General features: G+C 68.5%; 12 protein-coding genes. All 12 read right to left on the reverse strand.

Going from position 1 to position 14226, the window contains the following annotated elements; genetic code table 11:
* Positions 1-12: 12 nt before the first annotated feature.
* The gene (gene murG, locus ACIGKQ_RS00790; RefSeq protein ID WP_372512360.1) at positions 13-1272 is read right to left on the reverse strand and encodes an undecaprenyldiphospho-muramoylpentapeptide beta-N-acetylglucosaminyltransferase; all 1260 of its coding nucleotides are present in this window, start codon (positions 1270-1272) and stop codon (positions 13-15) included.
* Positions 1273-1339: 67 nt separating this feature from the next.
* Positions 1340-3016 carry a putative lipid II flippase FtsW gene (gene ftsW / locus ACIGKQ_RS00795; RefSeq protein ID WP_287015040.1) on the reverse strand — a complete coding sequence of 559 codons (1677 nt, stop codon included), beginning with the start codon at positions 3014-3016 and terminating at the stop codon, positions 1340-1342.
* Positions 3013-4584 (reverse strand): UDP-N-acetylmuramoyl-L-alanine--D-glutamate ligase, encoded by a 1572-nt coding sequence (murD, locus tag ACIGKQ_RS00800; RefSeq protein WP_235723215.1) that lies wholly within the window; start codon positions 4582-4584, stop codon positions 3013-3015. Before murD ends, ftsW begins: the two co-directional genes overlap by 4 nt.
* Positions 4577-5671 carry a phospho-N-acetylmuramoyl-pentapeptide-transferase gene (gene mraY, locus ACIGKQ_RS00805; protein ID WP_235723216.1) on the reverse strand — a complete coding sequence of 365 codons (1095 nt, stop codon included), beginning with the start codon at positions 5669-5671 and terminating at the stop codon, positions 4577-4579. Before mraY ends, murD begins: the two co-directional genes overlap by 8 nt.
* Before the next feature lie 168 nt (positions 5672-5839).
* Positions 5840-6295: a UDP-N-acetylmuramoyl-tripeptide--D-alanyl-D-alanine ligase gene (locus ACIGKQ_RS00810; protein WP_266060982.1), complete on the reverse strand. Its 456-nt coding sequence runs from the start codon at positions 6293-6295 to the stop codon at positions 5840-5842.
* Complete coding sequence (locus ACIGKQ_RS00815; protein ID WP_266060981.1) at positions 6295-7929, reverse strand: UDP-N-acetylmuramoyl-L-alanyl-D-glutamate--2,6-diaminopimelate ligase; 1635 nt, start codon at positions 7927-7929, stop codon at positions 6295-6297. Before ACIGKQ_RS00815 ends, ACIGKQ_RS00810 begins: the two co-directional genes overlap by 1 nt.
* Before the next feature lie 150 nt (positions 7930-8079).
* On the reverse strand, positions 8080-9984 hold the full coding sequence (locus tag ACIGKQ_RS00820; protein ID WP_235723219.1) for a penicillin-binding protein 2: 1905 nt from the start codon (positions 9982-9984) through the stop codon (positions 8080-8082).
* A gap of 21 nt (positions 9985-10005) precedes the next feature.
* Positions 10006-10902 (reverse strand): hypothetical protein, encoded by an 897-nt coding sequence (locus tag ACIGKQ_RS00825; RefSeq protein WP_266060979.1) that lies wholly within the window; start codon positions 10900-10902, stop codon positions 10006-10008.
* Positions 10899-11846, reverse strand: a complete 948-nt coding sequence (gene rsmH / locus ACIGKQ_RS00830; RefSeq protein WP_266061141.1) for a 16S rRNA (cytosine(1402)-N(4))-methyltransferase RsmH — start codon at positions 11844-11846, stop codon at positions 10899-10901. Before rsmH ends, ACIGKQ_RS00825 begins: the two co-directional genes overlap by 4 nt.
* A 312-nt stretch (positions 11847-12158) precedes the next feature.
* Positions 12159-12599, reverse strand: a complete 441-nt coding sequence (mraZ, locus tag ACIGKQ_RS00835; protein ID WP_235723221.1) for a division/cell wall cluster transcriptional repressor MraZ — start codon at positions 12597-12599, stop codon at positions 12159-12161.
* Positions 12600-13110: 511 nt separating this feature from the next.
* Positions 13111-13515: a DUF3040 domain-containing protein gene (locus ACIGKQ_RS00840; protein ID WP_235723222.1), complete on the reverse strand. Its 405-nt coding sequence runs from the start codon at positions 13513-13515 to the stop codon at positions 13111-13113.
* A 162-nt stretch (positions 13516-13677) separates the two neighbouring features.
* A complete protein-coding gene (locus tag ACIGKQ_RS00845; RefSeq protein ID WP_266060978.1) occupies positions 13678-14151 on the reverse strand; it encodes an SAV_6107 family HEPN domain-containing protein in 474 nt (157 codons plus the stop codon).
* Positions 14152-14226 lie beyond the last annotated feature (75 nt).

Genomic DNA, 14226 nt, shown 5'->3' on the forward strand with positions numbered 1-14226 from the left:
CTCTGCTCATTGTCACCGTTCGTCCGGTGATGCGGGCGAACGAAACGCGGTTCGCAGACGCGCCCGGTACGTACCCGAGCGACGGCGGGCGGCGAGCTCGAGCGCTGCGGTCGCGACGGCGTCGGCTGCATCGCGGTGGCCGGTACGGCCGGCCGCGGTCGACATCGCCGACAGCCGATCGGTGTCGGCGAGCATGGCCGGCACCTCGCGGGCAACCCAGTCCGACGTCAGGTCGACATCGTCGACCAATACCCCACCGCCGCCGTCGACGACGGGCAGGGCGTTGAGTCGCTGTTCCCCGTTCCCGTGGGGCAAGGGGACGTAGATCGCGGGCAGGCCGGTCGCCGATATCTCCGCGACGGTCATCGCGCCGGACCGGCACATCACCAGATCGGCGGCGGCGTAGGCGAGGTCCATCCGTTTGAGGTAGCCCACCCCGCGATAGGGCGGCGCCCCCGGCGGCGAGACCGGAGAGATCGAGTTCTTCGGCCCGTAGGCGTGCAGGACACCGATACCGGCGTCACCCAACGCCCCGGCCGCGCCGGCGACCGCGTCGTTGAGTCGCTGGGCGCCTTGTGAGCCGCCGAAGACGAGCAGCGTCGGCGCATCGGCGTCGAGACCGAAATAGTGACGAGCCTTGGCGCGCAGCCCGGGACGGTCGAGTTCGGTGATGACCCCGCGTACCGGGATGCCCACGACCTCGGCCTCGAGACCGGAGCCGGCCACCGCGGCCATCACCCGATCGGCGAACCGGGCGCCGACCTTGTTCGCGATCCCGGCACTCGCATTGGCCTCGTGGATGATGATGGGCAGCCGGCTGCGGCCCCGCACCCGCATGCGGGCCGCGAGGTACGCGGGCAGCGACACGTAGCCGCCGAACCCGATCACCACGTCGGCGCCGACCGCGGCCAGCACCGATCGGGTCGCCGAGACCGCACCGACCAGCCGCGCAGGCGTCTTGGCCAGTTCCATCCCGGGCTTGCGCGGCAATGGCACCGGCGGAATGAGTTCGAGTTGGTAGCCCCGTTCGGGGACCAGCGTCGTCTCCAGACCACGGGTGGTGCCCAGCGCCGTCACCTGAGCCGTGGGGTCCAGCCGGGTCACCGCGTCCGCCACGGCGAGAGCCGGTTCGATGTGTCCGGCGGTCCCGCCTCCGGCCACCACCACCGACAGTGGTCGATCCGACCGCGACCGGCCTCGCTCAGCACTCACCGCTGCCCCACTCCATTCACGTTCACGTCGTCGTTCGCCGGTGCCCCCGCGGTTGCGCATGTCCCCGCGGTCCGGCCCCACGGTCGGTGCCGCGGCACGTCGACCGACAGCGGGGTCTCGACCGGTGTCAGCGCCGGGCGCCGGGGCCGCGTCGCGCCGATGCCCACGGGCCGGCCGATCCCGACCGGCTGCCCCACGCGTTATCCGCGCCGGCACCGTCGGCTCCCCGACGGTTCGGCCCACCGCGCGTGCGTGGGCCGGCCGATGCGCGATCACCGCTGCCGCGGCTGCCGGAATACCCCGTACGGTAGTCGACCCGGACGGCGGAGGTGCGCGGTGCCCGGCTGCGTCCCGCCTGACGCCGATCGGCCGGGGCGCCGGGCTCGGGCGCACCGCCGGGCCGCAACCGCGACCAGACCGTCGCACCCGCAGTCACCGACGGCGTTCGACGGGCCCGCTCGGGCCGCTGCCGGTCGAGCCGGTCGCGCAGTGCGTCGGCACGACTGGGCCGGTATGGCACCGGAGCGGGCACCCGCAGCCATCTCCCGAACCTGCCACGTTCGCCGCCGGCGAGCGCCGCCACCGCCTCGGGTTCGTGTCGCGCGGCGTTGGCCAGCAGGCCCAGCATCGCGAGCACGGTCAACGTCGATGTACCGCCGGCCGAGAGCAGAGGCAGCTGAATACCGGTCACCGGCAACAACCCGATGACGTAGCCGATGTTGATGAACGCCTGCGCGGTGATCAGCACGGTGACGGTGGCCGTCATCAGACGTAGGAACGGGTCCACCGATCGCGCCGCGATCCGGAAGCCGATGAAGGCCAGGATCGCGAACAGGAGCACCACCAGCAATCCGCCGACCAGTCCGAGTTCCTCACCGATGATCGCGAAGATGAAGTCGTTGTGGGCATTGGGCAGATAGTTCCATTTGGCACGGCTCTGGCCGAGTCCGACGCCGAAGACACCACCGTTGGCCAGGGCGAACGTCGCCTGCCGGGCTTGATAGCCTGCGCCCTGCGGGTCGTCGATACTGCCGAGAAAGCTCATCACTCGCTGCGACCGGTAGCCCTCGACCAACGCCAGCACCACCGCCAGCGCGGCGCCGACGGCGGCAAAGGAGAGAAACACCTTCACCGGCAGGCCGGCGAACCACAGCAACGCACCGACGATGATCGCGATGGTGATGGTGGTGGACAGATTCGGTTCCAGGATGATCAACACACAGATCAGCAATGACACCGGCAGCAGCGGGATGAGCAGTTCCTTCAGCGATGCGTTCTCCCGGCGCCGCGACGCGAGCAGGTGGGCACCCCAGACACAGAGCGCCACCTTCACCAGCTCCGAGGGCTGCACCGACAAACCGCCCACGACGAACCAGCGCCGGGCGCCCTGGCTCAGCGTACCGATACCCGGGACGAGCACGAGCGCAAGCAGGACCGTGGTGATCACGATCAGCGGTGCGGCCACTCGACGCAGCAGCCGCACCGGTAGCCGCACCATCACGTAGAAGCCGAACAGACCCAGCAGCGCGAAGATGACCTGTGTCGCGAACAGCCCGTAGGCCGATCCCTGCTTCGAATAGCCCTCCACCGAGGAGGCCGAGAGCACCATCACCAGACCGAACGCGGTCAACAGGAACGCGATGGTCAGGATCAGGTGGTACGACGCCAACGGTCGCGAGAGCAGATTGCGGATGGCCTCGACCACGGCGGCAGGCCACGAGCCCTCGAACGTCGACCGGGAATCGGATCGTTTCGTCGACTCGGATCGACCGGCCGACGACGCCTGCTCGGTCGGCGAGCTCACTGCGACGACCCGCCCGCCCGTCGGGCGTCCGGCAACGCCCGGGCCGCGTCGGCGAAGGCGTCGCCGCGGGCACCGTATCCGGCGAACATGTCCAGCGATGCGGCTGCCGGCGCCAGCAGGACCGCGTCCGGGCGATCGACGGCACGTGTCGCGAGGTGGGTGGCCACCTCGACCGCGCGGGTCATCACCGCGCCCGCGGGCTCGACCGACCCTCCGAAGGGTCGGGAATCCGCCGTGATGATCGCCGGGAAATCCGCGGTGCGGTCGCTCACCGGGGTCGCAGAAGCGTGCTGAACGGTCACCCGCCCATCGTCCCCTGTGAACACTGTGACTGCTGGGACTTCTGGGGCGTGTCGCGCGATCGCCTCGACGATCAAGTCTCGGTCCCGGCCGATGGCCACGACACCGGCCAGTCGGTCCCGGGTGTCGCGGATCATGTCGTCGACGGCCGCACCCTTGAGCAGCCCACCGGCCACCAGCACCACCCGGCGATGGCCGAGGATCGCGGCGTGGGCGGCGTGCGGATTGGTCGCCTTGGAGTCGTCGACGTAGTCCAGACCCGCCGCCGTCGCCACGATCTCCCCGCGGTGGGCGGCCGGACGGAATTGCCGCAGGCCCGAGGCCACCTGGTCTGGCGTCAGACCCGCGGCCAGCGCCAACGATGCGGCGGCCAACGCGTCGGCCACCCCGGACGGCCCCGGCGGGTGGATCGCCGACGCCTCGATGAGGTCTCGCGACGAGTCATCGGGCCCGAATGCGCGGTCGACGAGGATGCCGTCGCGCACACCGAGTTCACCATGGCGCCCGGGTGGGCCGAGAGTGAAGCCAACTCGGCGGCCGACGACCGGCAGCCCCGACGCGATCGGATCATCGAGACCCACCACCCCCACGGCTCCGTGCAATGCGTTGGCCTTCGCGTGCGCGTAGGCGTCGAAGGACCCGTGCCAGTCGAGATGGTCCTCCGCCACGTTGAGCACCACGCCCGCCTCCGGCGCCACCGAGGGTGCCCAGTGCAACTGGAAGGACGACAGTTCGACGCAGAGGATGTCGACCCGCGGACGCCGGTTCATGGCGTCGAGGACGGGTAGGCCGATGTTTCCGCAGGCCGCGGCGGCGCGACCGGCACCGGTGACGATGTCGGCGAGCATCGAGGTGGTCGTGGTCTTCCCGTTCGTGCCGGTCACCACCAGCCAGGTGCGTGGCGGACCGAGCAGACCTGCCCGGTCGATCCGCCACGCCAGTTCCACCTCACCCCACACCGGCAACCCGGAGCCGTGTAGCCGGGCGATCAGCGGGTGCGTCGGCGCGAAACCCGGTGACACGATCACCAGTTCGAACGCATCAAGCCCACCGTCGGCATCGGCCAATGCGTCGATCGCGATCTGGTTTACGCCGGCGGCGGTGAGCTCGTCGTCGATCTGGTCGGCGAACCGGGCGTCGACCACGGTCACCTCCGCGCCCATGGCGATGAGGTGATGTGCCGCGGACCGGCCGGCGGTCCCGGCACCCGCCACCAACACGCCGGTCCCGGCGATGGCGGCGACGTCGATGTCGGCGCGCTCAGCCACTGACGGCCAGGAACTCGCTGTAGAACAGGGACAGGCCGAGCGCACACGCGATGGCGGTGAGCAGCCAGAACCGGATGATCACCGTCGTCTCCGCCCAACCGCCGAGTTCGAAATGGTGATGGAACGGGGCCATCCGGAACACACGGCGACCGGTGGTCCGGAAGAACGCGATCTGGATGACCACCGACACGATCTCGGCCACGAACAGCGCGCCGATCACCACGGCGAGCAGTTCGGTGCGCGTCGTGATCGACAACCCGGCCAGCATGCCGCCCAGGGCCAGCGATCCTGTGTCGCCCATGAAGATCTTGGCCGGCGCCGCATTCCACCACAGGAAGCCGAGGCAGGCCCCGCCACCGGCCACCGCGATCAGCGCGAGGTCGAGCGGATCGCGGACCACATAGCAGCCCGGCGTGATCTCCTGTGTCGTCTTCGGTCCCCCCGTGCATGCGTTGCGGTACTGCCAGAACGTCACGAGCACATAGGAACCCAGCACCATCGCCATCGAACCGGCCGCCAGGCCGTCGAGACCGTCGGTGAAGTTGACCGCGTTCGACCAGGCGGCGACGACCAGCCAGCAGAACACCACGAAGACCGCCGACCACATCGAGATCGCATCGATGTCGCGGACGTAGGACAGGTTCGTGCTGGCCGGGGTGTAGCCCGCGTCATTGCGGAACTGCAGCACGAGCACTCCGAACAGAATCGCTGCGGCGAACTGCCCGATGGATTTGGCGGTCTTGTTGAGCCCCAGATTGCGGTGCTTGCGGATCTTGATGATGTCGTCGAGGAAGCCGACTCCGCCCAGGGCGGTCGCGAGCCCGAGGACCAGCAGGCCGGAAGCAGTGACGCCCGTGCCGCCGGTGAAGAGGCCCACGAGGTGAGAACCGAAGTAACCCGCCCACAGGCCGACCAGGATCGCCACGCCACCCATCGACGGGGTGCCACGCTTGGTCTGATGGCTCTGTGGGCCCTCGACGCGGATCTCCTGGCCGAAGCCCTGTCGGGTGAATAGCCGGATCAAGACCGGCGTCAGCAGGATCGACACCGCCAACGCGATCCCGCCCGCGATCAGGATCTGGGTCACCGGCGCATCCCAGTCTGCCCGGGCGCCATGAGTCCCCCAGTCAACCTGCCTGCTTCCCGTCTGACCGCAGTCGTCTGCTCGAGGAGTCGGTCCCCTGTCACGCTCGTCACTGCCTCTCGTCCGTCGTCATCTGTCCCCGCCGCACGGTCCCCCACACGACTTGCCGGCTCATACCCGGCCCTCCTGCCAGATCCCGGCGAGCGCCGTGACGGCCGGGTCGGCGCCTGCCACGAGGATCACGTCATCGGGCCCGGGCCGCCACCCGGAGTCGTCGGCGAGCACCGCACCGGCCTCGTCGGCAGTCGCGACCATACGCACCTCGTCTCCCCAGGAGCCTTCCATCACCGCGCCCTGATGCAGCGCCCGCACCGCGCGCGATTCTCCCACGCACAAGGTCTTGTCGACTGCCAGACGGACAGCCTGGCGACCGATGCGGTCGTGCTCGATCACACGCTCGTTCTCCGACGTCTCGCCGCTGACCGTGAGTTCGCCGAGGACGGCCCACGTACGGACCCCGTCGGCGGACGTGCGGGCAGTGGCCGCGGCCTGCACCAGGTCACGCAACATCACGCGCACGTCCTCGACTCCGCCTCGGGCCGGCGCCACCAACACCGTGGGCGCCATCACGAGTCCTCGGCGCCGGTGGACGCTCGTATGGAGTCGAGTGCCTCGGCGGCCACCACGCGATCGTCGAACGGATGCTTCACCCCGTTGATCTCCTGTCCGGTCTCGTGTCCTTTACCGGCGATCAACACCGTGTCCCCCGGCTGCGCCCACTGCGTCGCCGCGCGGATGGCCGCAGCGCGATCACCGATCTCCCGGACCTCGGCGCCACCGGTCTCGTCGACCGACCGGGCTCCGTCGAGCATCTCCGATCGGATGGCGGCCGGGTCCTCGGTGCGCGGGTTGTCGTCGGTGATGATCGCGAGGTCGGCTGCGCGCGCCGCGATCTCGCCCATCATCGGCCGTTTCCCGGTGTCGCGGTCGCCTCCGGCGCCGACCACCACCGCGACCCTGCCACGGGTCTGCTGCCGCAGCGTCGCGATCACCGCCTCGAGGGCGGCGGGTTTGTGCGCGTAGTCGACGACGACGAGGAAATCCTGTCCCCGATCCACCCGTTCGAGGCGGCCGGGCACCGACACCTCGGCGATTGCCTGTGCCGCGGTCGTGGTGGGCACCCCCGCACCGACCGCGATCGCGACGGCCATCGTCGCGTTGGCGACGTTGTATCGGCCGGGCAACGGCACGGTCAGCTCATGGTGCGCGCCACCCGCCACGGCGATCTGTGCATGCTGGCGACCGTCGGCATCGATCGTCGAGGGCCCGGCATGCCACTGAGCCGGCACGGGACCGGTGGAGACGGTGACCGGCGCTCCCGGACGGTCCACGGTCCGCGGGTCGCCGCGCGCGACCTCGACCATGCGCCGGCCCCAGTCGTCGTCCACGCAGATGACCGACCGCACCGCCGCGGTCGGCGAACCGGGGGCAAACAGTTGGGCCTTCGCGTCGAAGTACGCGCGCATCGTCCCGTGGAAGTCGAGATGATCCTGCGACAGGTTGGTGAAAGCGCCGACCGCGAAATGCGCGCCATCCACCCGACCGAGCGCGAGCGCATGGCTGGACACCTCCATCACCACGGCGTCCACCCCGCGCTCGAGCATCGTCGCCAGCAAGGCCTGCAGAGTCGGTGCCTCCGGCGTGGTGAGGGTGCTCGGTTGCGCCACACCGTCGATCCGGGTCTGCACGGTGCCGATGAGCCCGACCGAGTGACCCGCCGCCAGCAGCGCGGCCTCCACCATGTAGGCGGTCGTGGTCTTGCCCGAGGTGCCCGTGATACCGATCAGCTTGAGGCGGCGTGACGGATGGCCGTAGATGCGCGCGCTGAGCTGACCGAGAACGGCGCGCGGATTCGGGTGGACGAGCACCGCGCACGCGACGTCGGGACCCAGCACCCCCGCCAACTCCGCGCGGCCCGCAGGGTCTGTCACTATCGCCGTCGCGCCGGCGGCAACGGCCTGATCGGCGAACCGGGCGCCGTGCGTCCGGTCGCCCGGCAACGCCGCGAACAGATCACCGGGGTGGACGTCCTGGCCACGCAAGGTGACCCCGGTGACCGCCACGTCTGTGGGTACCGTGCCGACGAGGTCCACGCGGGCCCCGGTGGACGCCGACAACACCGACACCGGGGTCGGGGACACGGTGGTCGGCCGAAGCATCTCCGCAGCGACCTTCGAACGCTTACGGCGAGTCGACGCCATCTCCTTGCTCCCGCCTCCTCGCTGATCTTCTCGTCACTACCCGGGTCGGGCACGCCGGAACTCACTCACGATACCGTCAGCCACACCGACCCCGTGTACCGGAGAGGCCGATCTGGACATGCGTGCGGCGGCCTGGACACCCGTGAGCCGTCAGTCCGCCTGCAGGGTCAGCCGCGCCTGCGGCTTGGCCGACAGCGGCACCCGGTCACGCTGCATCAACCAGGAGGCGAGGGTCCCGAACATCGGCGCGGCCGACTGGCCGCCGGAACCGTCCGAGCTGCGTTTGGGATTGTCGAGCATGATCCCGATCACGTAGCGCGGATCGTCGGCCGGCGCGATCCCGGCGAAGGTGATGTTGTAGCGCGAGTTCGAATAGCAGCCGCAGTCGGGGTCGACCTGCTGCGCGGTGCCGGTCTTGCCGGACATCTGATACCCCGCAACCGCACCCGTGTAGCCGGTCCCCTGCTGGACACCCATCGGATCCTTCTGGAGCACCGCTCGGAACATGTCCCGCACAGTGCCGGCCGTCTGCGGACTCACCACCCGCACTCCCGCCGGCCGGGTCATGTCGTCGACCGGTTGCCCGTCACGCTGCTCGGACAACAGGATTCGCGGCGGTATGCGTAAACCGTCGTTCGCGATCGCCTGATACATCCCGGTCATCTGCAGCAGAGTCATCGACAGACCCTGCCCGATCGGGAGGTTGGCGAAAGAGCCGCCGGACCATTGGCTCAGCGCCGGAACCTCACCAGCGCTCTCGGCCGGCAGGCCGACGCCGGTGCGTTGCCCCAGACCGAATCGGTTGACCATGTCGGCGAAGCGCTTCTCGCCGACCTTGCGGGCCAGCATGAGCGTGCCGACATTCGACGATTTACCGAAGATCCCGGTCGTGGTGTAGGGCTCCACCCCGTGCGCCCAGGCGTCGTTGACGGTCACCCCGGCCATGTGGATGTTGCCCGGAACCCGATGCACCTCGGTGGGCGTGGTGACGCCGTACTCGATTGCCGCGGCGGCGGTGATGATCTTGTTCACCGAGCCCGGTTCGAACGGCGAGGTGACCGCGCGGTTGCCCAGATCGGCGTCCTGCTGGTCCTCGAGCGGTTGCGCCGCGTTGAAGGTGCTGTCGTTGGCCATCGCGATCACCTCGCCGGTGTGTGCGTCGAGCACCACCGCCGAGGCGTTCTGGGCGCCGGAGGCCGCCTTGGCGGCGTTGACCTGACTCTGCACGAACCATTGCACGTCCGAATCGATGGTCAGGCGCACCGCAGCGCCATTGATGGCGGGATGGACGTTGCGGGTGCTGCCCGGGATGACCGCGCCGTCCGAACCGCGATCGTAGGTCTTGGAACCGTCGGTGCCGGCCAGGGTGGAGTCCAGTGACGCCTCGAGTCCGATCAGTCCGTTGCCGTCGTAGTTGACGTCGCCGATGATGTTGGCTCCCAACGACCCGCCGGGGTACAGCCGGATCGCCTGGGGATCGGCGCCGACTTCGGGGAACTCCGAGGTGATGGCGCCGGCCACCTCGGGGCTGACCGAGCGGGCGAGGTAGACGAACGTGTCATCGCTCTTGAGTTTGTCGAGCAGATCCTGCTCGGCGATCGATCCCCCGAGCGCTGAAGACACCCCGCGGGCAATCTCGGCGAGTCGTTCGTCCACGTCGGGTAGCGCGTCGTCCTTCTCGTGTGCCTCCGCGATCGACTTGCGTACCGCCTGTGGCAAGAACGTCAACGCCCGCGCCTCGTCGGTGTAGGCCAGAGGCCGGCCGTTGCGGTCGAGGATCGCCCCGCGTTTCGCGGTGAGCACCTGGGTGTACTCGCGCTGCAGCGCGGCTTCCGCCGAGATCGACGACGCCTCGATCGTGTGCACGACGATCATCCGGACAGCGACCGCGAGCACCGCCACGATCACGATGATCCCGGCGATCCGGCTGCGGCCGAGGAAGGAATCGGGACGGTTGGGTCTCCGGCCTGCCGAGCCCGAACCCCGACCGCGTGATCCACCTCGTCCACTCCCGGACCCACCCGCGTCGAGGCGCTGGAAGACGGCACGTGTCATGGTTGCCAATTGTCCGCTCGCTTACCGCGATTCCGCCGAATTTGCGCTCGGCGCGTTGCCGGCGGTGGGCAACACATTCGGGGCCGGTGCTACCACGCCGGCGCTCGGCGACGTGTCGGCCTCGCTATCGGCGCGCGATGTCGACGTGCCCCCGGATTCGGTGTCATCCGGTGAACTCGATTGTGACTGTTCGGAATTCAGCTGATCTCCGGCCGATTGGCTGCCATTCGACTCGGCCTGTTCGGCGGAGCCGACAGCGGTGCCGGGCAAACCCTGGGAGTCGTCGACCTTCTCGGGGTCGATACTGGCAACCGGGTCCGGCTCGGTCGGCGGATTGATCGATCGCAACACCTTGCCCTGCGCGGGTTCCGGATCGCCGACCACACGCGGTTTGCCCGGGCCGTTCACGATCATCCGGGCCGGGTTGTTCGCGGGAATCAAGCCGAGACGAGAAGCCTTGTCGGACAGTTCCGGCGCCGAATCACTGGATTCATAAGTCCGCTTGAGGGAATCCCGCTTGTCCAGCAGAGCCTGGTTCTGCTGTCGCTCCTCACCGAGGCGGTAGGAGTCGGCGGCCGCCTTCGTCGACAACCAGAGACTGAGCCCGAGCCCGACGACGAGCAAGGCGATGATCGGGACGACGAATGGGACCGATGCGATCCGGTGACGCAGACCCGAGGAGGGGGCGCGGCCGGAGAGTCTGGCAGCGGAGCGCTCGGCCACCCGGGCGGTGCGGGCCTCCCTTTCACGTCGTTTCGCGCGCCGGTCGATGGCTCGTTGCGCCGCAGCCGATCTGGTGGCACGCGAGGTGCGTTCGCCGGTCCGTCGTCGGGCCCGACCCGCACGCGGGGCATCGCCTGCTTCTCCGGCGGCGTCGGCGGTGGGCGTGGCGACGTCGGTGTCGTGCAGCACAGTCATCGGAGATCCTTTTCCTCGACCCGTTCGATCACCCGCACCCGGACCGGAGCCGATCGCGGGTTGCGGTCCTGCTCCGCCTCGTCGGCACGTTCCGCACCGCGGGTGACCAGCCGGAAGTCCGGCGCCGAACCCGGCAGTTCCACCGGGAGGCCTTTCGGCGATGTGGATGTGGTGCGGGACACGAACTCTCGTTTGACGATCTTGTCCTCGAGTGACTGGTAGCTCATCACCGCGACCCGGCCGCCGACGCGGAGCAGCGACAGCGCAGCAGGCAAGGCGCGCTCAAGCGCGTCGAGCTCGTGATTGACCTCGATACGCAGCGCCTGGAAGGTCCGCTTGGCCGGATGCCCGCCGGTCCGCCTGGTGGCTGCCGGAATGGTGTCGTAGAGCAACTGGACCAGCCGCGCACTGGTGTCGAACGGTCGGCGCTCACGTTCACGCACGACGGCCGACGCGATACGCCCGGCAAACCGTTCCTCCCCGTACTGCGACAGGATGCGCGCCAGGTCTCCGTGTGAGTACGTGTTGAGAATCTCCGCAGCGGTGAGCGTCTCGGTTGCGGTCATTCGCATATCCAGGGGCGCGTCGACCGCGTAGGCGAACCCGCGATCGGACTGATCGAGCTGCATCGACGAGACACCCAGATCGAACAACGCGGCGTCGATCCGATCGATGTCGAGGTCGGCGACCACGTCACCGATCTGGTCGAAGCGCGCCTGGCGGAGGACCAATCGGTCCGAGTGGCGCGCAAGCCGGTCCTCGGCGATGGCCAAGGCGGCACGATCACGGTCGATGCCGATCACGCGGACCCGGGGGTGCGCATCCAACAGGAGTTCGGTGTGGCCTCCCGCACCGAGCGTCGCATCGACCACCACCGGATCGATGTCACGCCGCGACCCGGTCAGCGCCGGCATGAGGAGTTCGATCATCCGGTCGGCCATCACCGGGAGGTGTCCGTGATCACCCGATCGGTGCCGCGGCGAGGAACCGCGGGATCGCCCGCCGGGCTCTCCCGGTTCCTCGTGACGTTCGTTCACCGACCCTCTCCTCGGACTGTGCGGTTCGGGAAGCTCTCGACGAGAGAGTCGACCCCTGTGACGTTGGCGTCGGCACCAGCTGTGCCGGCGTGTCCGATGGGGCGGGGTCTCGACCCGATCACGCACCTGGCGTTGGGGAAGTACGCCAGGGTCGCGCCGGGCCGAGGCCTCGACCCACCCGATCCGCTGTTCAAATGTCTGTCTGCTGGTGGACGCCGCTCAGAGCAAGGCATCCAGCGCAGCAGATCCCGCGGCGGAGAAGTCCTCCTCGTGTGCACTCTGGTAATCACGCCAAGCCTGTGCATCCCAGATCTCGAGGTGGTCGAAACCACCGATCACCACGCATTCCTTCGACAGGCCCGCGTATGTCCGGTGTTCGGCCGACAGGGTGATCCGGCCCTGCCCATCGGGGCGCTGCTCATCGGTACTCGCGAAGAAGTACCGCTGAAAGGCCCGCGCTTCGGGGTTGTTCCGCGAAGCCGCCATGGTCTGCTCGGCGATCGCATCGAACTCTTCGGCTCGATACACCGACAGGCTGCGGTCCTGGCCTCGTGTGACCATCACGCCTCCTGCCAACGCGTCGCGGAACTTGGCGGGCAACGTCAGTCGCCCCTTGTCGTCCAACTTGGGCGTGTAGGTGCCGACAAATCGCACGGACATGTCGCCACCTCCTGCCCCACCGGGTTCGACGTCCGGTCCGCCTCACCCAGTGATGCCACAGTACCCCACTTTCCACCACTTTCCACCCCAAACACCCCACGGTTGCCCCACACGATCGTAAAAGACCAGTTCAAACCCGTGATGTTTGGTGGCAGGAAGTTCGAACGCTCGGCGTGTATAGGTCGACAACGCCGTTACTGCTGATACTCACGACATCTCAAGATGCTGGTGAAGCGACTTTCGACGGCCGGTGGGGGAAGGTGGGGAATCGGGTGGGGGAAGGTGGGGAATCGGGTAGGGAATGGTGGCGACGACGACGGAATCCGACGGAGGACTCCATGGGGCCGCGCGGGACGACACGGGTCGCCGGTCGGTTCCGGTCACGCGGGTCGGTTCCGGTCACCACCGACGCCGACGCCGGCAACAAAGGCCGAGCACGACGAAGGCCGCACACCGTTACGGTGTGCGGCCTCTGCGCAAGTGTGACCGATCAGTCGGTCTCGGGAGTGGTCTACTCCTGTTCGAAACGACGGTTGAAGCGGTCCTCCATGCGCTCGGAGAACTTCCGCTTGGCCCCGCCGGCCTTCGGCTGCTTGGCGGCGGACCCACCCGCCGACTGATTGCCCGTGGAGCCGCGGCCGTCACCACCCCACAACGCCATCAGGCCCGCGCCGAACATCACGAGGAAGCCGATCAGGCTGATGATGGGGAACCCACCGACACGGACCTCGACGACGAGACCGCCGACGAGGAGTACCAGGCCGATGACGAAGATCGCCACCGCCTGCAGACGACGCCGACCACTGGACCTTCCGAGACGACGACGCTTGACGCTCGACGCGAACTTCGGGTCTTCGGCATACAGAGCGCTTTCGATCTGTTCGAGCATGCGCTGCTCGTGCTCCGAAAGAGGCACCGACCCTCCTTTATCCCAACTCCACCGACCCCGATCACAGACCCTGGAGGTCCGCGGTCGTCATCGACGCACCAAGAGCCGCTTGTACGGCTTCAATCCTCATGATACGAGCAGAATCATCCGCCGACCACCATTACCCGTGGTTGCGTCGAATCCCACGCCTCAGGCCGTCCGATCCGGACTGGTCTCCCGCTCGGACAACTTGCCCTGTTCGTGCGCGATGAGCAAGTCCTCGACATCATCGAGGAGCGCGAGCACCTGCCGACGAGTGAGCCGGAGGGTCGTCTCACCCACCGTACGGACGAGTCCGGACTCGATGTCGAGGCGGATGCCCGAATGGTGGGCGAAGTACTCGGCGTGGTCCGCGAGCTTGGGCACCACGATGGGCAGGCGGTTCCAGGCGCTGCGCGAATGCCGACGCCGAGTGGGCCGAATCGACGGCTCGTGGATCTCGAGCACGGCCCCCGCGGCTCGCAACGCGGTCAAGTAGTACTGACGGAAACGTTCTGCGGAGTCCTCGACCCCGTCGGCGTTGTCGAAAAGGATCAGCGCGCGATCGAACAGGTCGCGGCTGCGTCGGACCACGATCGGGTCGATGTCCGGCGTCGCATGGCGCGATGTGGGCGAATTCGGCATCTTCACCTCCCCTACTGATCACCGGTGATCGTGCTTGTAGAGACGATCACGGCACTGCCTGCTATCGCTGTCACC

Origin of the sequence: Gordonia sp. NPDC062954, assembly GCF_044543825.1 — a bacterium.
GTDB classification, from domain to species: Bacteria; Actinomycetota; Actinomycetes; order Mycobacteriales; family Mycobacteriaceae; genus Gordonia; species Gordonia tangerina.

Coding starts and splice junctions, on each gene's coding strand:
- ACIGKQ_RS00810 (WP_266060982.1), bottom strand. CDS start 6,295: ATGGCGCCCACGGTGTTGGTGGCGCCGGCCCGAGGCGGAGTCGAGGAC.
- ACIGKQ_RS00820 (WP_235723219.1), bottom strand. CDS start 9,984: ATGACACGTGCCGTCTTCCAGCGCCTCGACGCGGGTGGGTCCGGGAGT.
- ACIGKQ_RS00815 (WP_266060981.1), bottom strand. CDS start 7,929: ATGGCGTCGACTCGCCGTAAGCGTTCGAAGGTCGCTGCGGAGATGCTT.
- murG (WP_372512360.1), bottom strand. CDS start 1,272: ATGCGCAACCGCGGGGGCACCGGCGAACGACGACGTGAACGTGAATGG.
- ACIGKQ_RS00845 (WP_266060978.1), bottom strand. CDS start 14,151: ATGCCGAATTCGCCCACATCGCGCCATGCGACGCCGGACATCGACCCG.
- mraZ (WP_235723221.1), bottom strand. CDS start 12,599: ATGTCCGTGCGATTTGTCGGCACCTACACGCCCAAGTTGGACGACAAG.
- ACIGKQ_RS00825 (WP_266060979.1), bottom strand. CDS start 10,902: ATGACTGTGCTGCACGACACCGACGTCGCCACGCCCACCGCCGACGCC.